This is a genomic window from Rhodococcus daqingensis (assembly GCF_042665615.1).
In the GTDB taxonomy this organism is placed as follows: domain Bacteria; phylum Actinomycetota; class Actinomycetes; order Mycobacteriales; family Mycobacteriaceae; genus Rhodococcus_G; species Rhodococcus_G daqingensis.
Genome location: NZ_JBHTCS010000030.1, coordinates 55,845 through 70,217 on the forward strand (window position 1 = coordinate 55,845; position 14,373 = coordinate 70,217).

The 14,373-nt window shown below is 68.2% G+C and carries 13 protein-coding genes; 5 read left to right on the forward strand and 8 right to left on the reverse strand.

Annotated elements, in window-relative coordinates; all coding sequences use genetic code 11:
* Positions 1–69: 69 nt before the first annotated feature.
* Positions 70–906 (reverse strand): hypothetical protein, encoded by an 837-nt coding sequence (locus ACFQS9_RS24635; protein WP_378409180.1) that lies wholly within the window; start codon positions 904–906, stop codon positions 70–72.
* Positions 907–1,111: 205 nt separating this feature from the next.
* On the opposite strand from ACFQS9_RS24635, the gene ACFQS9_RS24640 reads away from it, so the two are divergent.
* The gene (locus ACFQS9_RS24640) at positions 1,112–1,687 is read left to right on the forward strand and encodes a DUF732 domain-containing protein (RefSeq protein WP_378409181.1); all 576 of its coding nucleotides are present in this window, start codon (positions 1,112–1,114) and stop codon (positions 1,685–1,687) included.
* A 43-nt stretch (positions 1,688–1,730) separates the two neighbouring features.
* Here ACFQS9_RS24640 and ACFQS9_RS24645 read toward each other — a convergent pair whose 3' ends face one another.
* The 6 genes from ACFQS9_RS24645 to ACFQS9_RS24670 are packed head-to-tail and all read right to left on the reverse strand — an operon-like array spanning position 1,731 to position 9,614.
* Entirely contained in the window at positions 1,731–2,513 is a 783-nt protein-coding gene (locus ACFQS9_RS24645; RefSeq protein ID WP_378409182.1) for an SDR family NAD(P)-dependent oxidoreductase, read from the reverse strand.
* Positions 2,514–2,543: 30 nt separating this feature from the next.
* Positions 2,544–4,292 carry an N-acyl-D-amino-acid deacylase family protein gene (locus tag ACFQS9_RS24650; RefSeq protein WP_378409183.1) on the reverse strand — a complete coding sequence of 583 codons (1,749 nt, stop codon included), beginning with the start codon at positions 4,290–4,292 and terminating at the stop codon, positions 2,544–2,546.
* Between the two features lie 46 nt (positions 4,293–4,338).
* Positions 4,339–6,000 carry a steroid-24-oyl-CoA synthetase gene (gene casG / locus ACFQS9_RS24655; RefSeq protein WP_378409184.1) on the reverse strand — a complete coding sequence of 554 codons (1,662 nt, stop codon included), beginning with the start codon at positions 5,998–6,000 and terminating at the stop codon, positions 4,339–4,341.
* A 31-nt stretch (positions 6,001–6,031) separates the two neighbouring features.
* Complete coding sequence (locus tag ACFQS9_RS24660) at positions 6,032–7,072, reverse strand: NAD(P)-dependent alcohol dehydrogenase (protein WP_378409185.1); 1,041 nt, start codon at positions 7,070–7,072, stop codon at positions 6,032–6,034.
* A complete protein-coding gene (locus ACFQS9_RS24665) occupies positions 7,069–8,232 on the reverse strand; it encodes a serine hydrolase domain-containing protein (protein ID WP_378409186.1) in 1,164 nt (387 codons plus the stop codon). The genes ACFQS9_RS24660 and ACFQS9_RS24665 overlap by 4 nt, the downstream gene beginning before the upstream one ends.
* A 14-nt stretch (positions 8,233–8,246) precedes the next feature.
* A complete protein-coding gene (locus tag ACFQS9_RS24670; protein WP_378409187.1) occupies positions 8,247–9,614 on the reverse strand; it encodes a flavin-containing monooxygenase in 1,368 nt (455 codons plus the stop codon).
* A 187-nt stretch (positions 9,615–9,801) separates the two neighbouring features.
* Here ACFQS9_RS24670 and ACFQS9_RS24675 point away from each other — a divergent pair, with 187 nt between their 5' ends.
* From ACFQS9_RS24675 to ACFQS9_RS24690, 4 genes are all read left to right on the forward strand, one after another.
* Positions 9,802–10,446: a TetR/AcrR family transcriptional regulator gene (locus tag ACFQS9_RS24675; RefSeq protein ID WP_378409488.1), complete on the forward strand. Its 645-nt coding sequence runs from the start codon at positions 9,802–9,804 to the stop codon at positions 10,444–10,446.
* 176 nt (positions 10,447–10,622) lie between these two features.
* Positions 10,623–11,564 carry a tyrosine-protein phosphatase gene (locus tag ACFQS9_RS24680; RefSeq protein ID WP_378409188.1) on the forward strand — a complete coding sequence of 314 codons (942 nt, stop codon included), beginning with the start codon at positions 10,623–10,625 and terminating at the stop codon, positions 11,562–11,564.
* Between the two features lie 171 nt (positions 11,565–11,735).
* Positions 11,736–12,221, forward strand: coding sequence for a hypothetical protein (locus ACFQS9_RS24685; protein ID WP_378409189.1), 486 nt, complete (start codon positions 11,736–11,738; stop codon positions 12,219–12,221).
* A gap of 78 nt (positions 12,222–12,299) precedes the next feature.
* Positions 12,300–12,641, forward strand: coding sequence for a YciI family protein (locus ACFQS9_RS24690; RefSeq protein WP_378409190.1), 342 nt, complete (start codon positions 12,300–12,302; stop codon positions 12,639–12,641).
* A 19-nt stretch (positions 12,642–12,660) separates the two neighbouring features.
* Here the strand turns inward: ACFQS9_RS24690 and ACFQS9_RS24695 are convergent, their stop codons facing one another.
* On the reverse strand, positions 12,661–14,358 hold the full coding sequence (locus ACFQS9_RS24695; protein ID WP_378409191.1) for an alpha/beta hydrolase: 1,698 nt from the start codon (positions 14,356–14,358) through the stop codon (positions 12,661–12,663).
* Positions 14,359–14,373 lie beyond the last annotated feature (15 nt).

Consider the following 14,373-nt stretch of genomic DNA (forward strand, 5'->3'; position numbering starts at 1 on the left):
GCCGGCGAAGGCTCAGGAGTGTGCACCGTTCCCGGCCATGGAGGGGGAGCGGGAACGGTGCGCGTCCGATCAGCTGCCGCTCGACCCCGAACTACCGCCGGTGCCCGTATCCGTGAGCGGATCGGTTCCGCCGTTGGCGGATGGGAACAGGTAGCCCGTGGAAACGGTGCTGAGAGTGGTGTTTTCGTTGTTGGGGACCTTGGCGCGCCAGTTGACGATCGGGTTGAGGGCGCCGAACGGTCCGCACCCGGTCGCGCCGGGCAGCGCGAAGCCACTGGACTCGTTCTTGACGTTCGACATCCACACGGTGCCGGCCGGGTAGGGGTCCTCGACGTGGGACTGGACGGGGTTCTCGGGGGTGTTGACGTTGTCGAGCTCGAAGATCACGGGGTTCTCAGGCGAGCCGATGTAGCAGTTGTCGCCGAGGAAGGCGTTGCTGATCTTCAGGCGGACCGGCAGTGTGAGGTCGAAATCGGTGATGATGCCGTTGAGCTTGGGTACCGAGACCGCCTGCACCTCGGAGGTGACGCCCGCGAGGCCGAAGAGGTTGTCCAGCGGCAGGTCGACCCCGAGGACGCCGCCGGGGACGGTCATCGGCTTGCTGTAAACGCCGAAATGTCCGTCGTCCCTGGGGATCATGTCGCCCTCCGGCGGGAGCGTCGCGGCGATGACCATGTCGCCGTCCTTCATCGGCAGCGTGAAGCCGTTGTTGTCGAAGGTGCCGCTGTTCACGACGACGCTGAGGCAGCCCTCGGCCACCGCGGGGTCGCAGACCGCACCGCCGGGGACCGGGGTGGTGCCGGGTGCGGCCGAGGCTGTCGGTGCGGCGAGGACCAGCGCGCCACCCGCGGCGAGCCCGGCGACCACGCGCCGGGCGTATCGATGTCGATGCTCAGATCTCTTCATGCGTTTCCTTCACCAGTCGGACGGGCTGTGGCGGGATGTGTGCATGTGTGTGTCATCCCGGATGAGCTGTGTTTGCAATCACATTCGAAAGACAAGACAGAGTTATAGCACGCGCCAAGTCATTCGTGTCCTTTTCTAAGGAAAGACATTCGCGCTGGTGAAAAGCCGCAAACCTCGCAAACCATCTGTGTCAGACTCTGCGGCCATGAGGATTGTGCGAACCGCCGGAATCGCCGCGCTCATCGTGGGTTGCAGTCTCGTCGCCGCCTGTGGCGGACCACGGGACGAGGCCGTCGGCGCCGAGCGGAGCCCGGTCGCGAGCGCCACCGCGCCGACCGCAACGGCGTCGGCGGAGCCCTCGGCCCTCGCACCGGTACCCGCGATCGAGCAAGCGGCGGCGCCCGCGGTCGTTCCGCCGATCGCCGCGCCAGATCCCGGAGTGCCCGTACCCCCGCCGACCACCGAACCGCCGCCGACCCCCGAACTCCGTGCGGCCTCGATCGATTCGCGCACCCCGGATCAGGTCGTCGCGCAGTCGGGGGAGAAGGGGCAGCGCTATCTCGGTGCGCTCCGGGCCGCAGGCCTGCCGCCGTCTGGGATGGACGCGGCGGAGATCCTCTACGCGCAGGGTGCCTGCGAGGCGCTGGCGGACGGCATGCCGCGGCCGGAAGTGTTGCGGGAGTTCGCCGGAGTGGGCCAGGCGTACTCGAGGTTCATCCCGATGTCATCGGATCAGGTGGCCGAGACCTACGTCTCGACCGCCGAGCGGGTCTACTGCTGAGAGTCCGAAGAAGGACCGCTCGATGCCGCCCGGCGGCCGAGCATCACCCCGCGAGCTTGCTGAAGTTCGGGAAGTTGGACAGTTCCCAGCCGCCGTCGACGATCAGGCTCGCGCCGGTGATGTAGCTCGCGTCGTCGCTGGCCAGGTACAGGCACGGCCCGGCGACCTCGTCGGGTGTCGCGGCTCGCGCCATCGGGATGCGATCGAGGAACATCGCCTGCGCGGGCTCGTAGGCCAGTACCGGCGCGACCAATGGGGTGTCGACGAGTCCCGGCAGCACCGAGTTGACCCGGATGCCCGACGATGCCAGCTCGAGAGCGGCATTCTTGCTGAACATCTCGACGCCGGCCTTGCCGGTCGCGTACGGGCTTCCCCCGGGCATCGGCACGCGGGCGTTCAGCGAGGAGACGTTGACGATGGCGCCGCCGCGCCCACCGGCATTCATGCGCCGGGCCTCGTGCTTGGTGCAGAGGAAGACGCCCTTCTGCACGAGGTCGACGGTGAAGTCCCAGTCGGCTTCGTCGAGGTCGACGATCGCGCCGACGCGGGACGCGCCCGCGACGTTGAAGGCCAGATCCAGTGCCCCGAACCGCGTTACCGCGGCGTCCAGGGCCGCCGCGATCTCGTCCTCCTTGGTCACGTCGGCGGTGACGGGCAGAAACGACTTGCCGAACTCGGTGGCCATGGCGCCGAGCGCCTCACCGGCCAGGTCGATCCCGACGACGTTCGCGCCCTCGGCCATCAGGCGGATCGCGATGGCCTCGCCGATGCCGGACGCGGCGCCGGTCACGGCCGCCGTCTTCCCGGCAAATCTGTTCTCACTCATCCGTGCTACTTCCGTTCATCGATGTGTGGATCACTTTTCGCCCGCCCGCAAGAAGCGCCCGGTGCGACGGGTCCCGAGGACGGACGTCGGTTCCCCGTCTCGGACGACGCATTCGCCGCCGACGAACACCGCGGACACCGCATCGTCGTTCCGGTTGACCATCCTGGAGAGGCCGTCGTACTCCGGGACCGGGCATTCGGCATAGGCGTCGAGCGAGGCGTCGAGATGCGCCGGGTCGATCACCACCACATCGGCCCGGTCACCCTCTCTCAGGTGCCCGGCGTCGAGTTGGTACCAATCGGCGAGCTCGCCGGTGAGCCGGTGCACGGCCTGCTCGACCGACATGAACGGATTCCCCGCTCGCTCGGCGTCGCGCACGCGGCGCAGGAGGCGGAGCCCGAAGTTGTAGAAGGCCATGTTGCGCAGGTGAGCGCCGGCATCGGAGAAGCCCAGCTGCACACCGGGATCGGAAGCGAACTTGTTGAGCACCTCGGGGCGGTGGTTCGAGATCGTGGTGCGCCAACGCACCTTGGTTCCGTACTCGACCACCAGGTCGAGGAAGGCGTCCACCGGGTGCACTCCACCCCGGTCGACTCCGACCTGTCCGAAGGTCTTGCCGATCACGGAAGCGTCCGGACACTCGACGATCTCGGCGTCGAAGAAGTCGCGGTGCCAGACCCGCGGACCGTACTTCTTGTCGTAGTCCTTGCGGAACCGGCGGCGGTAGGACTCGTCGGCCAGCAGTGCGCTCCGCGCCTCGAGCTGGTTGGACAGGTCCAGTGCCGCGGCACCGGATCCGAACTCCTCGAAGACCGGTAGGTCGATGCCGTCGGAGTACACCTCGAACGGCACCGGCAGGTGCTGCCACCGGAAGTCGCCGCGCATCCCGTTGACGGCCCGCGCCATCGCCGGGAATACGTGCGCCACAGCCGGTATCGCCTTGACGTCGGCGGCCGAGAGCAGGCTCACCTTCAACGGGCGGCGGAGGAGCCCGACGCTGCTCAGCGCCAACGCGACCATGGACTGCGGGCGGCCGACGTCCGGGCCGGCCTGCAATGCCCGGCCCCGGCGGCGCAGGATCCCACTGAGCCGGCGACGTTCCTGCCGCGTCGAGTACGTCGAGGGCAGGGTCCGGGACCGGCAGACCTCGCCGTCGAGCTTGTCGAACAGCAGCTCCTGTGAGGACATGCCGATGAAGCCCGCGTCGAGCGCCTCCTCGAGTTTGGCTGCCATCGCGTCGAGTTCGGCCGGGGTGGGCTTGACGTCCTTGCGGGTCGCCCGGTCCAGACCCATCTGCGCGGCACGGATGTCCGAATGACCGATGAACGAGGCCACGTTCGGGCCCAACGGCAACGCCTCGATCGCATCGACGTACTCGTGCGCGGAGGTCCAGCTCTTGGACTCGGTGAGCGTGTCGACCACGTGTTTGCGCGGGATGGCCTCGACCCGGCCGAACAGGTCGCCCGCGTCGGAGGGGCTTGCATGGACCGCCGACAGCGAGCACGACCCCAGGAAGATCGAGGTGACGCCGTGCCGCACCGACTCCTTGAGCCCCGGACTCAGGATGACCTCGACGTCGTAGTGGGTGTGGATGTCGACCATGCCCGGGATGACCCACTTCCCGGCGGCGTCGACCACCTGCGGGCAGTCCGACTCGTCGAGCGCATCGACCGACACGGCGGCCACTCGCCCGTCGCGGATGCCGAGATTCCTGGTCTCGGACCGTGCGCCGGTGCCGTCGAACCACCGGCCGTTCTTGATGATGACGTCGTAGCTCATCGCAGATCACTCCAATCTCGAACCGCTGTTGCCGACCGGCGGGCCATCAGACGACCACCTGGGTACGCATCGTCTTGCCGGTCGCGTTGCGCGGCAACGGCGACGTGGTGATCCGCCACCGAGCCGGGACCTTGAAATAGGCGAGGCGCTCGGCTGCGAAGGCCCGCAGCTCCTCTTCCGTGACGGCGCCCTCCGACCGCGCGACGACCACCGCGGCGACCTCCTGGCCGAGGTCGGGGTGGTCGACGCCGATCACCGCGCACTCGAGGATCTCGGGGTGCTCGTCCAGGCACTGCTCGATCTCCATCGGGTACACGTTCTCGCCGCCGCGCAGGATCAGGTCCGACCGTCGCCCGGTCAGCCGGATCATGCCGTTCTCGATCACACCGAAATCGCCGGTGCGCAGCCACCGGTCCTCGGTGATCGCCGCGGCGGTGGCCTCGGGGTTGTCCCAGTAGCCGAGCATCACATAGGGGCTGCGCGCGCAGATCTCGCCCTCCACCCCGTCGGGGACCTTCTCCCCGAACGGATCCCGGACCTCGACGGCGACCCCGATGATGGGCCGGCCGAGCGTGCCGGGGAAGGTCGCGAGATCGAGGGGAGTGGCGACGGAGATCGCGGTGGCACTCTCGGTTTGGCCGTAGCTGTCGACGAGGGAGTTGCGCGCGAACGGCACCTTCTCGCGCAGGCGGTCCTGGAACGCCGCGGACGACGGCGCCGCCGACAGCGCGAACGCGGTGACCGAGGAGAGGTCGTATCGCGACAGATCCTCGTGCTCGAGCAGACGATTCGCCATGGTGGGAACGGCGGCCCAGTTGGTCACGCGCTCGCGTTCGACCAGCCGGAGCATGCGGTCCACGTCGAACGAGCCCTGGTAGATCACCACCGCGCCGCCCGTGGCCAGCCGGGGGACGGCCAGGTTGTGCAGGCTGGCGATGTGGAACAGCGGCGAGGTGAGCAGGTACCGCCGGTCGCTCGGGGCATCCGAGTTGGGGTCGCCGCCGGTGAACGCGGCGGCGAGCGCATCGCTGAACCGGTGGTAGTCGATGGTCGCGAGCACGTTTCGGTGCGAGTGCACGGCACCCTTGGGTCGGCCGCTGGTCCCGCTGGTGTAGAGGATCAGCGCCGGATCGTCCTCGTCCACCTCGGTGTGCGGCAGGTCGGAGCCGGCGAACTCGGCGACCAGACGCGGGACGTCCTCCTCCATGGTCAGCACGGGGACGTCGGCGCCGAGCTCGCCGAGCAGCGCGGCGCGCTTGGCGTCGGCGACCACGACGGTGGGCTTGGTGTGGTCGATGCCGTACTCGACCTCACGCGGCGCCCACCAGGCGTTGAAGCCGACCGCGATCGCGCCGAGCGACTGCGCCGCCCAGAAGGTGACGAGCCATTCGGGGGTGTTGGCGGCCAGGATGCCGACCCGGTCGCCCTTGCTGACGCCGTACCGCTCGCGCAGCGCGGTCGCGAACGCGGCCACGGCGGCCCCGTGCTCCGCGTAGCTCATCCGGCGATCCTCGGTGATCAGGTAGTCCCGGTCGCCGTAGGAGAGCGAGGCCCTCAGGACGTCACCGAGCGCCCGGTCGCGGTTCTTCATGACCGGCATCTCGGCCCCGAGCACGTCCTCGACGCCGAGTTCGAAGCGCCCGCCCGGGCCCGTCAGTCCGGCCATCACGGAGGCGATGTACGCCTGGGGGTCAACAGACTTCGTCACTGCATTTCCTTTCGGATCGTGTCGTACCCGGTCACGGAACCAGCACCGCTCGTCCGCGGATCTTGCCCGCTTCGAGACGGTCGAACGCCTCGCGGGCGTCGGCGAGGTCGAACCGGTCCACCTCGACGGTCAGTCGCCCGGCCTGGGCGAGTGCGATCGAGTCGACGAGGTCACTTCTGGTGCCGCCGTAGGACTTCCGTACCGATGCGCCCCACGGCCAGCCGGGGCCACCTGCCGGGTCGGCCGTCACGCCGGGGACACCGCCGCCGAGCCCGACCATCCGGTACGCGCCGTTGGGTGCCACGGACTCGACCGCCATCTGGGCGGTGGGGCCGACACCGACGAAGTCGAACACCGCTTCCGCGCCTCGGCCGCCGGTCAGCTCGAGGATCTGGCGTGCGGTGTCGGGACCGGATTCGAGGGTGATGTCGGCACCGCAGCGCTTCGCCAGGTCCAGCTGGTCCTGGCCGAGGTCCACCGCGACGATCCGGGTCGCGCTGAGCGCGCGCAGGACCTGCACGGCGACGTGCCCGAGGCCGCCGACGCCGATCACCACGGCGGTCGAGCCGGGACGCAGGTGCTCCCTGGCGCCCCGGATGGCGTGGTAGCTGGTCAGTGCGGCGTCGGCCATCGGAGCCGCCTGGAGGAAGTCCAGGTCGCCGATGGGGACGAACGACCGGGCCGGGATCCGGACGTACTCGGCCATGCCGCCGTCCGGGCCGAGCCCGGGGCACGGCGGCATGGCGGTCCGGCCCGCCGCCAGGCAGACGTTCTCGTTGCCGCTGATGCACTCCCGGCAGACGCCGCACGACCAGCACAGGTAGACGATCCCGCGCTCGCCGACCTGTCGGACGTCGACGTCGCTGCCGACGGCCTCGATGGTGCCCGCGATCTCGTGCCCGAGGGTGAGCGGTTCCTCCCGCATCTTCACCGGGAAGTGCAGCAGGTGCAGGTCGGAGTGGCAGATGCCGGCCGCGCCGACGCGGATCAACAGGTCGGACGGGCCGATCTCCGGCACGGGGACCTCCCGGATCTCGATGACACCCGGATCGGTGAGCTGTAGAGCCTTCACAGGGAGACCTCGCTTCGCGCCGATCGAACGGCCTCGTTGGTGGCGTGCAGGTAGGCGTCGGAGCGGTCGGAGCCGATCAGTCCGGGCGCCATCTTGTTCATGGTGTAGGCGAAGGTGACCCGGTTGTCCAGGTCGTTGACGAGCATGGAGCCGCCGAACCCGGCCCACCAGCACACCCGGCCGTCGCGCACCAGCGGGGCGGTGTCCGGGTGGGGGAGGCCGTAACCGATGCCGAACCGCAGCGGGGTGAGGATGCCCAGGTCGATGCCGTCGGCCTGCTGCTCGAAGATCAGGTCGATGGTGGCCTGGGAGAGCAGGCGCGTGCCGTCCAGTTCGCCGCCGCAGGAGACCAGCGACTGCAGGCGGGCGACCGAGCGCGCGTTGCCGTGACCGTTCATGGCGCCGAGCTCCGCCTGCCGCCAGTCGGCGGTGTTGACCTTCTCCATGTCGAGCCACGGGCAGGTCACCGTCTTGACCAGGATGCTGTCCTGATCGAGCGTGGACATGTCGAAGTTGAGGTCCGGCGCGGGGACCATCGGAGCGATTCGGCCGAAATGCTCGGGGCCGGTACCGATGTGGAAGTCGGCACCCAGCGGTCCCGCCAGCTCCTCGGCGAAGAAGCGGCCCAGGCTGCGGCCGTCCACTCGCCGGATCACCTCGCCGACGAGGTGTCCGTAGTTCAGTGCCTGGTAACCCGACGCGGTGCCCGGCTCCCACCAGGGCGCCTGCGTGGCCAGCCGGGCGCTGGCGGCCTCGGTGTCGTAGATGTCTTCGAGTTCGATCGGCCGCTCCCAGCCGGACACCCCGGAGGTGTGTGAGAGCAGATGCCGAACCTCGATGTCCTCCTTGCCGTTTGCCGCGAACTCGGGCCAGTAGTGCGAGACCTTCTGGTACACGTCTAGTTCGCCGCGATCGACGAGCAGCAGCGCGCTGAGCGCCGTCATCGTCTTGGTGATCGAGAAGACGTTGACGATGGTGTCCTCGGCCCACGGCGTGGTCCGCTCCTGGTCGGCGTAGCCGCCCCAGACGTCGACGACGGGTGCACCGTCGACGGTCACGCAGATGGATGCGCCGAGTTCCTCGCCCGACGCGAGCTGCTGTTCGAGTGCATCGCGGACCGGCTCGAAGCCCTCCGCGCAGAATCCCTGTGTCAGTGCCATGTCGATCTCCTCCCTCACGCGTTCTGCATGGCGAGGGCCGGCACGGGCAACGCGTTGCCCGTGGCCTGGGCGCGCTTGCCGCCGTTGACGATTTCCTTCTTCAGGTTGCGTACGTAGGGATCGAACTCGCACTGGATGGTGTGCCTCGGCGACTTGTAGTACGGCTTGAGGTAGTACTCCTCGTCGGCGGCGAGGACGGCGCCCATCTCGCTGGGGGCAGGCGGCAGGTACTTGCCCGCGAGGTAAGCGGCGACGAGCTTGCTCTGCTGCTCGGCGAAGTTGACCAGGGTCGGCATCGGCTGCGCGAGGCCCATGAAGAACAGGTTGTCGATGTCGGGCTTCATCATTCGCTTGAACAGCGGGAAGCGGTTCTCGCTGTCGGGCAACAGGTTCGGATCCGAGAAGAAAGGGAAGCTGATGTGGTAGCCGGTGGCGCAGACGATCACGTCGACGTCAAGGGTGCTGCCGTCGGTGAAGCGCACCTGCTTGCCCTCCAGCGCAGCGATGGCCGGCTTGAACGCGATGTCTCCCGAGCCCGCCTTGCCGAGGAACTCGCCGCTCGCGGACGGGTGCGCCTCGAAGGGCAGGTGGTCGGGCTTGGGCAGGCCGTAGCCCTCCATGGAGCCGAGGTTCTTGTTCAGGAAGCGCCGCTTGAGCGCCAGGGAGATCGGGCGCGGTATCCAGGCGGGCATCGACATCTTGTCGCCTGCCGTGCCCCTGAGGTACTTCGGCAGCACCCAGACCCCGCGACGGGCGGAGACGGTCAGTGTCTTGGCCAGGAAGCGCTGCGAGAGCTCGGAGGCGATGTCGAGGCCGGAGTTGCCCATCCCGACCACCACGACATTCTTGCCGCGCATGTCGATCGGGTCGAACGGGTCGTTGTATGCGTGGCTGTGGATGAGCGTGCCGTCGAACTCGCCGGGGTAGTCAGGGGTCCGCGGATCCCAGTGGTGGCCGTTGCACACGATCAGCGCGTCGTAGGTGCGCGCCTCGCCGTTGGACAGCGTGACGGTCCACAGCCCGTCGGCGTCGCGCTCCGCGTGTTCGACGGAGGTGTTGAACGTGATCGTCTCCCGCAGACCGAAATGGTCGACGTAGTCCTTGAAGTACTGGAACAACTGCGAGTGGTGCGGGAAGTCGGGCCACTCGGCGGGAACCGGGAAGTCCTCGAAGGCCAGCCGCCACTTCGAGGTGTCGATGTGCAGGCTCTGGTAGCAGGCCGACATCCCGTTGGGGTTCTTGTAGTACCAGTTGCCGCCGACCTCGTCGGAAGCCTCGAAGCAGTCGTACGGGATGCCGTAGTCCTTCAGGCGTTTGGCGGTGGTGATCCCGGACGGGCCGGCGCCGATGATGCAGACATTCGGCAGGTTCGTGGAGCTCATGACGCTCGCTTTCTGTGCGGTGTGTGGGTCGATCAGTCGTCGGCGGACGGCGGCGTGATCGACACCATCGACGCTCGCTGAAGTGACCTGCGCCATACTCCAACTTGACTGACACTCTGTCAAGTGAATGACGGAAGGTATGCTCAGTAACAGGATGATTTGCCCGGAAAGGGGGATGTGCACGATGGTGGGGGACGTGGCTACGGAAACGGGTGAGGTCAAGGGCAGGCGTGGCACGCTGCGTGACGAGCAGAAGCGGGCGACCCGTGCCAAGCTGCTGGAGTCGGCCCGCGAACTCTTCGCCTCGCAGGGCTATGCGGCGGTCACCGTCGACGACATCGCTTCCTCGGTCGGCTGCAGCCGGGCGACCTTCTACCTGCACTTCCCCAGCAAGGTCGAGATCCTGCGGGCGATCAGCTCCGACAAGATGGCGCCGAGCGCGCTGGCGTTCTATCAGGACCTGGACCGGGTGCTCGACACCCGCTCGCGCGCCGAGTTCACGGCCTGGATCAACCGCGCCATTGCCTGGTTCGACGAATACAAGGAGATGCTGCCCGCGTGGGACGAGGCGGTCGCGCTCGAGCCCGAGTTCCGGGACACCTCGCGGGACGGAATCCTCGCGCTGCCCAACGCGATGACCAAGTACCTGGCGCGCTGGCCCGAGGGGCGGCACGACGAGGCGCGACTGCGCGTCGAGCTCCTGGTGGCGCAGCTCGAACGGTTCTTCACCCGGTGGGCCCTGCAGGGAACGATCGACGTGTCCCGTGAGCAGGCCGCCGAGGTGCTCACCGACATCTGGTTCCCTGCGCTGTCCGTGCCTTCTGACCGTTAGCGCGCGAATCGATATATTCTGCAACGATTTTCGCCTGACCCGAGTTGATCTGGCTTTGGCGACAGCGGTTTCGGGAAGCCTCCCGGTCAGCGGGAGAAGTTGGACAGTAGGGGATCGGCGGCTCGCTAGCTTTGCGACAGTGCGCGAGCACCTACACGCCTACGGAAGGTAATCCCTTGCAGTCGACGGTAATTCGAAACTCTAAGCGGTCCTGTGTCCGCTTCGCCGCCGCGATCGCGGTCACCAGTGGTGTCGTCCTGGCCGGCTTCGGCCCGGCGCAGGCCGTTCCATTTGCGCTCCCTGATCTCGGATCATCGGCATTCGGGTCGAGCGGCTTCGGTAGCTCGGACGAGGTGGTGGCCGACGCGCCTCGCTTGGCCTCCGTCGACAACTTCCGCGACGTGGCGGGCGTCGGGAGCGGATACTCGCTGTCAGGTGGCAAGCACATGAACAAGGGCGTGGTCTACCGGTCGAACGTGCTGCGCCCAAACGAGGCCGACCTCGCGACCCTGGCCGCCCTGGGTCTGAGCGCGGTCTACGACCTGCGCACACCGGACGCAGTCGCCGAGGACCCGGACATCCTGCCGGCAGGCGCCCGCTACACGAATATCGACATTTTCGGCCGCGACCTCGAGACCGAGGGCGCCCAGTCCATCCGTTCCGCCGCGGACGCCAGGGCCTTCATGGAGTCGATGAACCGCGGCTTCGTCGGCAACGAGCACGAGCGTGGCGCGTTCGCGCAGCTGTTCACCGAACTGGCCAACACGCCGGGCCCGGTGCTGTTCCACTGCAATTCCGGAAAGGATCGCACCGGCTGGGCGGCGGCCATCCTGCAGGGCATCGCCGGCGCCGACCGCGCAACAATCATGCAGGATTACATGCTCACCAACGAGTACTCCGCGGAGACGATCAAGAAGAAGAACGAGAAGCTCCTCGCGGCGGTGGGCGCGGAACGCGCCGCGTGGTACGCGCCCATGATGGGTGTCGAGAAGAGCTACCTCGAGGCAGGTTTCGCCGCGCTCGACGCCGAGTACGGGACCGTGGACAACTATCTGACCGAGGGACTCGGCCTCGATGCCGACATCATCGCCAGGCTGAAGTCCAAGCTGGGCGCCTGACCCGTTGGTCCGGGGCCGTTCTCGTGTCCCCCGGTTGGGGGACACGAGAATCAGCCCGAGGGTGGCCTGGTCGGGGGACAGACCGTGTCCCGGAATGGGGCGATAGTTGTCACAGACGTCGGAATCACCGGCTCGCAACGTCGAACTACCACCCGGACAGGATCATTCATCATGAGCATCGCCACAATCCGCCGCCGTCGCCTCGCCCGCATCGTCGCCCTGCCCGCCCTCGCGCTGACCCTGGCCGGCACGACGCTCGGCTTCACCGGCGCGGCGGCGTCCGCCGGGACGCTGCCCACGACCGGTCCGACGATCGCGATGACGATCACCAACAACACCGGTCAGCCGATGGTGCTGCGGGGCTCGGACAATCCGTACGGTGAGTGGATCCAGGGGCCCCGGGCGGTTCTCGCGCCGTGGAGCTCGGAGATCGTCACCGCGACGAACAACGATCCGCGGGGGATCGGTGTCGACGTCACGTACGGGTTGCCGGGCGACGCCCAGGCCGTGTTCATGGCGAACAACTACCAGGGTGACGCGAGCCTCGACGGGACCCGGATGACCGGTCGCGACGGCGTGTACTACGGAATCGCGAGCACCATGGACACCGGCTTCCCGAACCTGAACGCCGGCTACACCATCACCATGCACCCCTAGGGCATGTTCCCAAGTGCTTGATGCCCGCGTCGGCGAGGATGGGTCCGATCCCTGAAGCCGGAAGAAGGAGTCGACGCGATGACGAAGTACCTGATCTCGTTCCCGAGTGGCGCCATGGACTTTCCCGACGAGGATCTGCAGGCAGCGTCGGATGCGTCGCACGCGGTGGTGGAGGAGGCGAAGGCCGCCGGCGTCTGGGTGTTCGGCGGTGGCATCGACGAGAGCGTTCCGCCTGTCCTGGTCGATGGGGATGGCACGGTGACCGAGGGCACGTACCCGCAGACGAAGCAGCTCGAAGGCGGGTACGCGGTACTGGAGTTGCCCTCCCGGGAGGCGGCACTGGAATGGGCCGCGAAGCTCGCAGTTGCCTGCCGGTGCGCGCAGGAGGTGCGCGCGTTCCACTACGATCCCGCCAGCTGATGGGGAAAGACCGGCACGCTCACCCGGCGAGGGCGGCGCGCACCTGCTCGGTGTCCGCGGCCGTCCAGCCCTCGGGCTGAAGAATGGCCGCCCAGATGTCCGCTGCGTCGGCTTGGAAGGTGTGCCCGTGCCCATCCGGCACGTCCGCAGAGAAGACCATGTCCATGGTCACCTGCCAGAACGTGACGAACGGGATCCAGCGCATATCGGGATCGACGTCCGGGCCCAGCGGCTCGCGCAGCCAGTCCGGCCGGTTCAGCAGCAGGTCGAACGACCACCAGGTGATCGGATCGCTCGCGTGCTGCCAGTAGACGATCCGGGGCGTGCCCCACTGACCGTCGAGCTCGAGATCCTGCGCGGCCGAGGCGAACCGGACGTTCGCTCCGTCATCGATCACCGGAAGTCGTTCGGGTGAACCGGGATCGCGACCCTGCGTGATGCCCGACCACTGCGGAGAGAAGTTCGGCGTGCCCACCCAGAGCGCGCCGTCGGTCCGGGCGAGCATGTCCTGGGCGCCCGCGAAGGCGGACTGGCCGCCGAACGACCCCAGGCTCTCGCCGAACACCAGCAACCTCGGGCGGCTCTCGGCCGGGCGCGTCTCCCACTCCGCGTAGACGGCCTCGAACAGCGCCCTGCCCGCCTCCTTGGGTGACTCCCGGTCCGCGATGAACGACAACGCACTGGGCAGGAAGGAGTACTGCATGGACGCGATCGCGGAGTCGCCGTTTGCCGTGTACTCGAGCGCGCCTGCCACCGAGGCATTGACCCAGCCGCGGCCGGTGCCGGTGGCGACGGCCAGCACCGCGCGGTCGAATGCGCCGGTCCGCACCAGTTCCGCGACCACCTGATCCGCCGCGTCCGAGATCGACTCCGCGGACTCGCGTCCCACGTACACCCTGATCGGCGTCAGCGCCGGCCGACCGGTGGCCGCGGTGATCTGATCTGCGCTCGGACCGCCCGCGACAAAGGTGCGGCCCTCGCGCCCGAGGCTCTCCCACGGCTCGGCGGACGCCGGAGAACCCGAGCGTTCGGGCATCTCGGGTCGGATCACGTTGTCGGCGGTGCCGTGATCGGATGCGGCCGCCGACCGGTTCGCGAGGCCGATGAGCCCCTGGTACACAATGCCGTTGACGATCATCAGGCCGAGAGTGATCACGACCACCAGGCTCGCGACCCTGGCCACCGGCGCCGGCACGTAGCGGCGGCCGATTGCCGCCATCCGGTTGGTCGCGCTCCTGGAGGCGCGGGCGATCCAGAGGAGCAGCGCCGCGATGCCGAGTGAGATCAACAGCACCAGAAGGTAGTTCGCCTCGTGCTCCTCCTCGACGCCGACGAGACCGCGCACCACCTGCTGTGATTGCGCGCCGAGGATCGCGAAGGTGGGGACGAGGACCGCCGCGAACCCGAGCAGGATCCATCGGCCGATCCGTTTGGTTCGCTCGGAGTATCGCGGCGAGATACCGCATTTGCGCACCAGCCAGGCCGCGAGAGCGCCGATCCCGTAGCCCGTCGCGATGCTGATGCCGGTGGCCACCCCCTGCAGGTACCACACGCGCGGCAGCAGGGAGGGCGTCAGTGACCAGCAGAAGAAGAGCAACGCGACGGCGAGGCCGACGGGATCGAGGGACCGGCCGTAGCGTCGCACGCGGTCGGCGAAGCCCGTGGTGTGTGGGGCTTCCGCGGGGATGGGTTCGGCCGGGGTGAGGGTGGTGGTCATCGCCGTTTCCTGGTC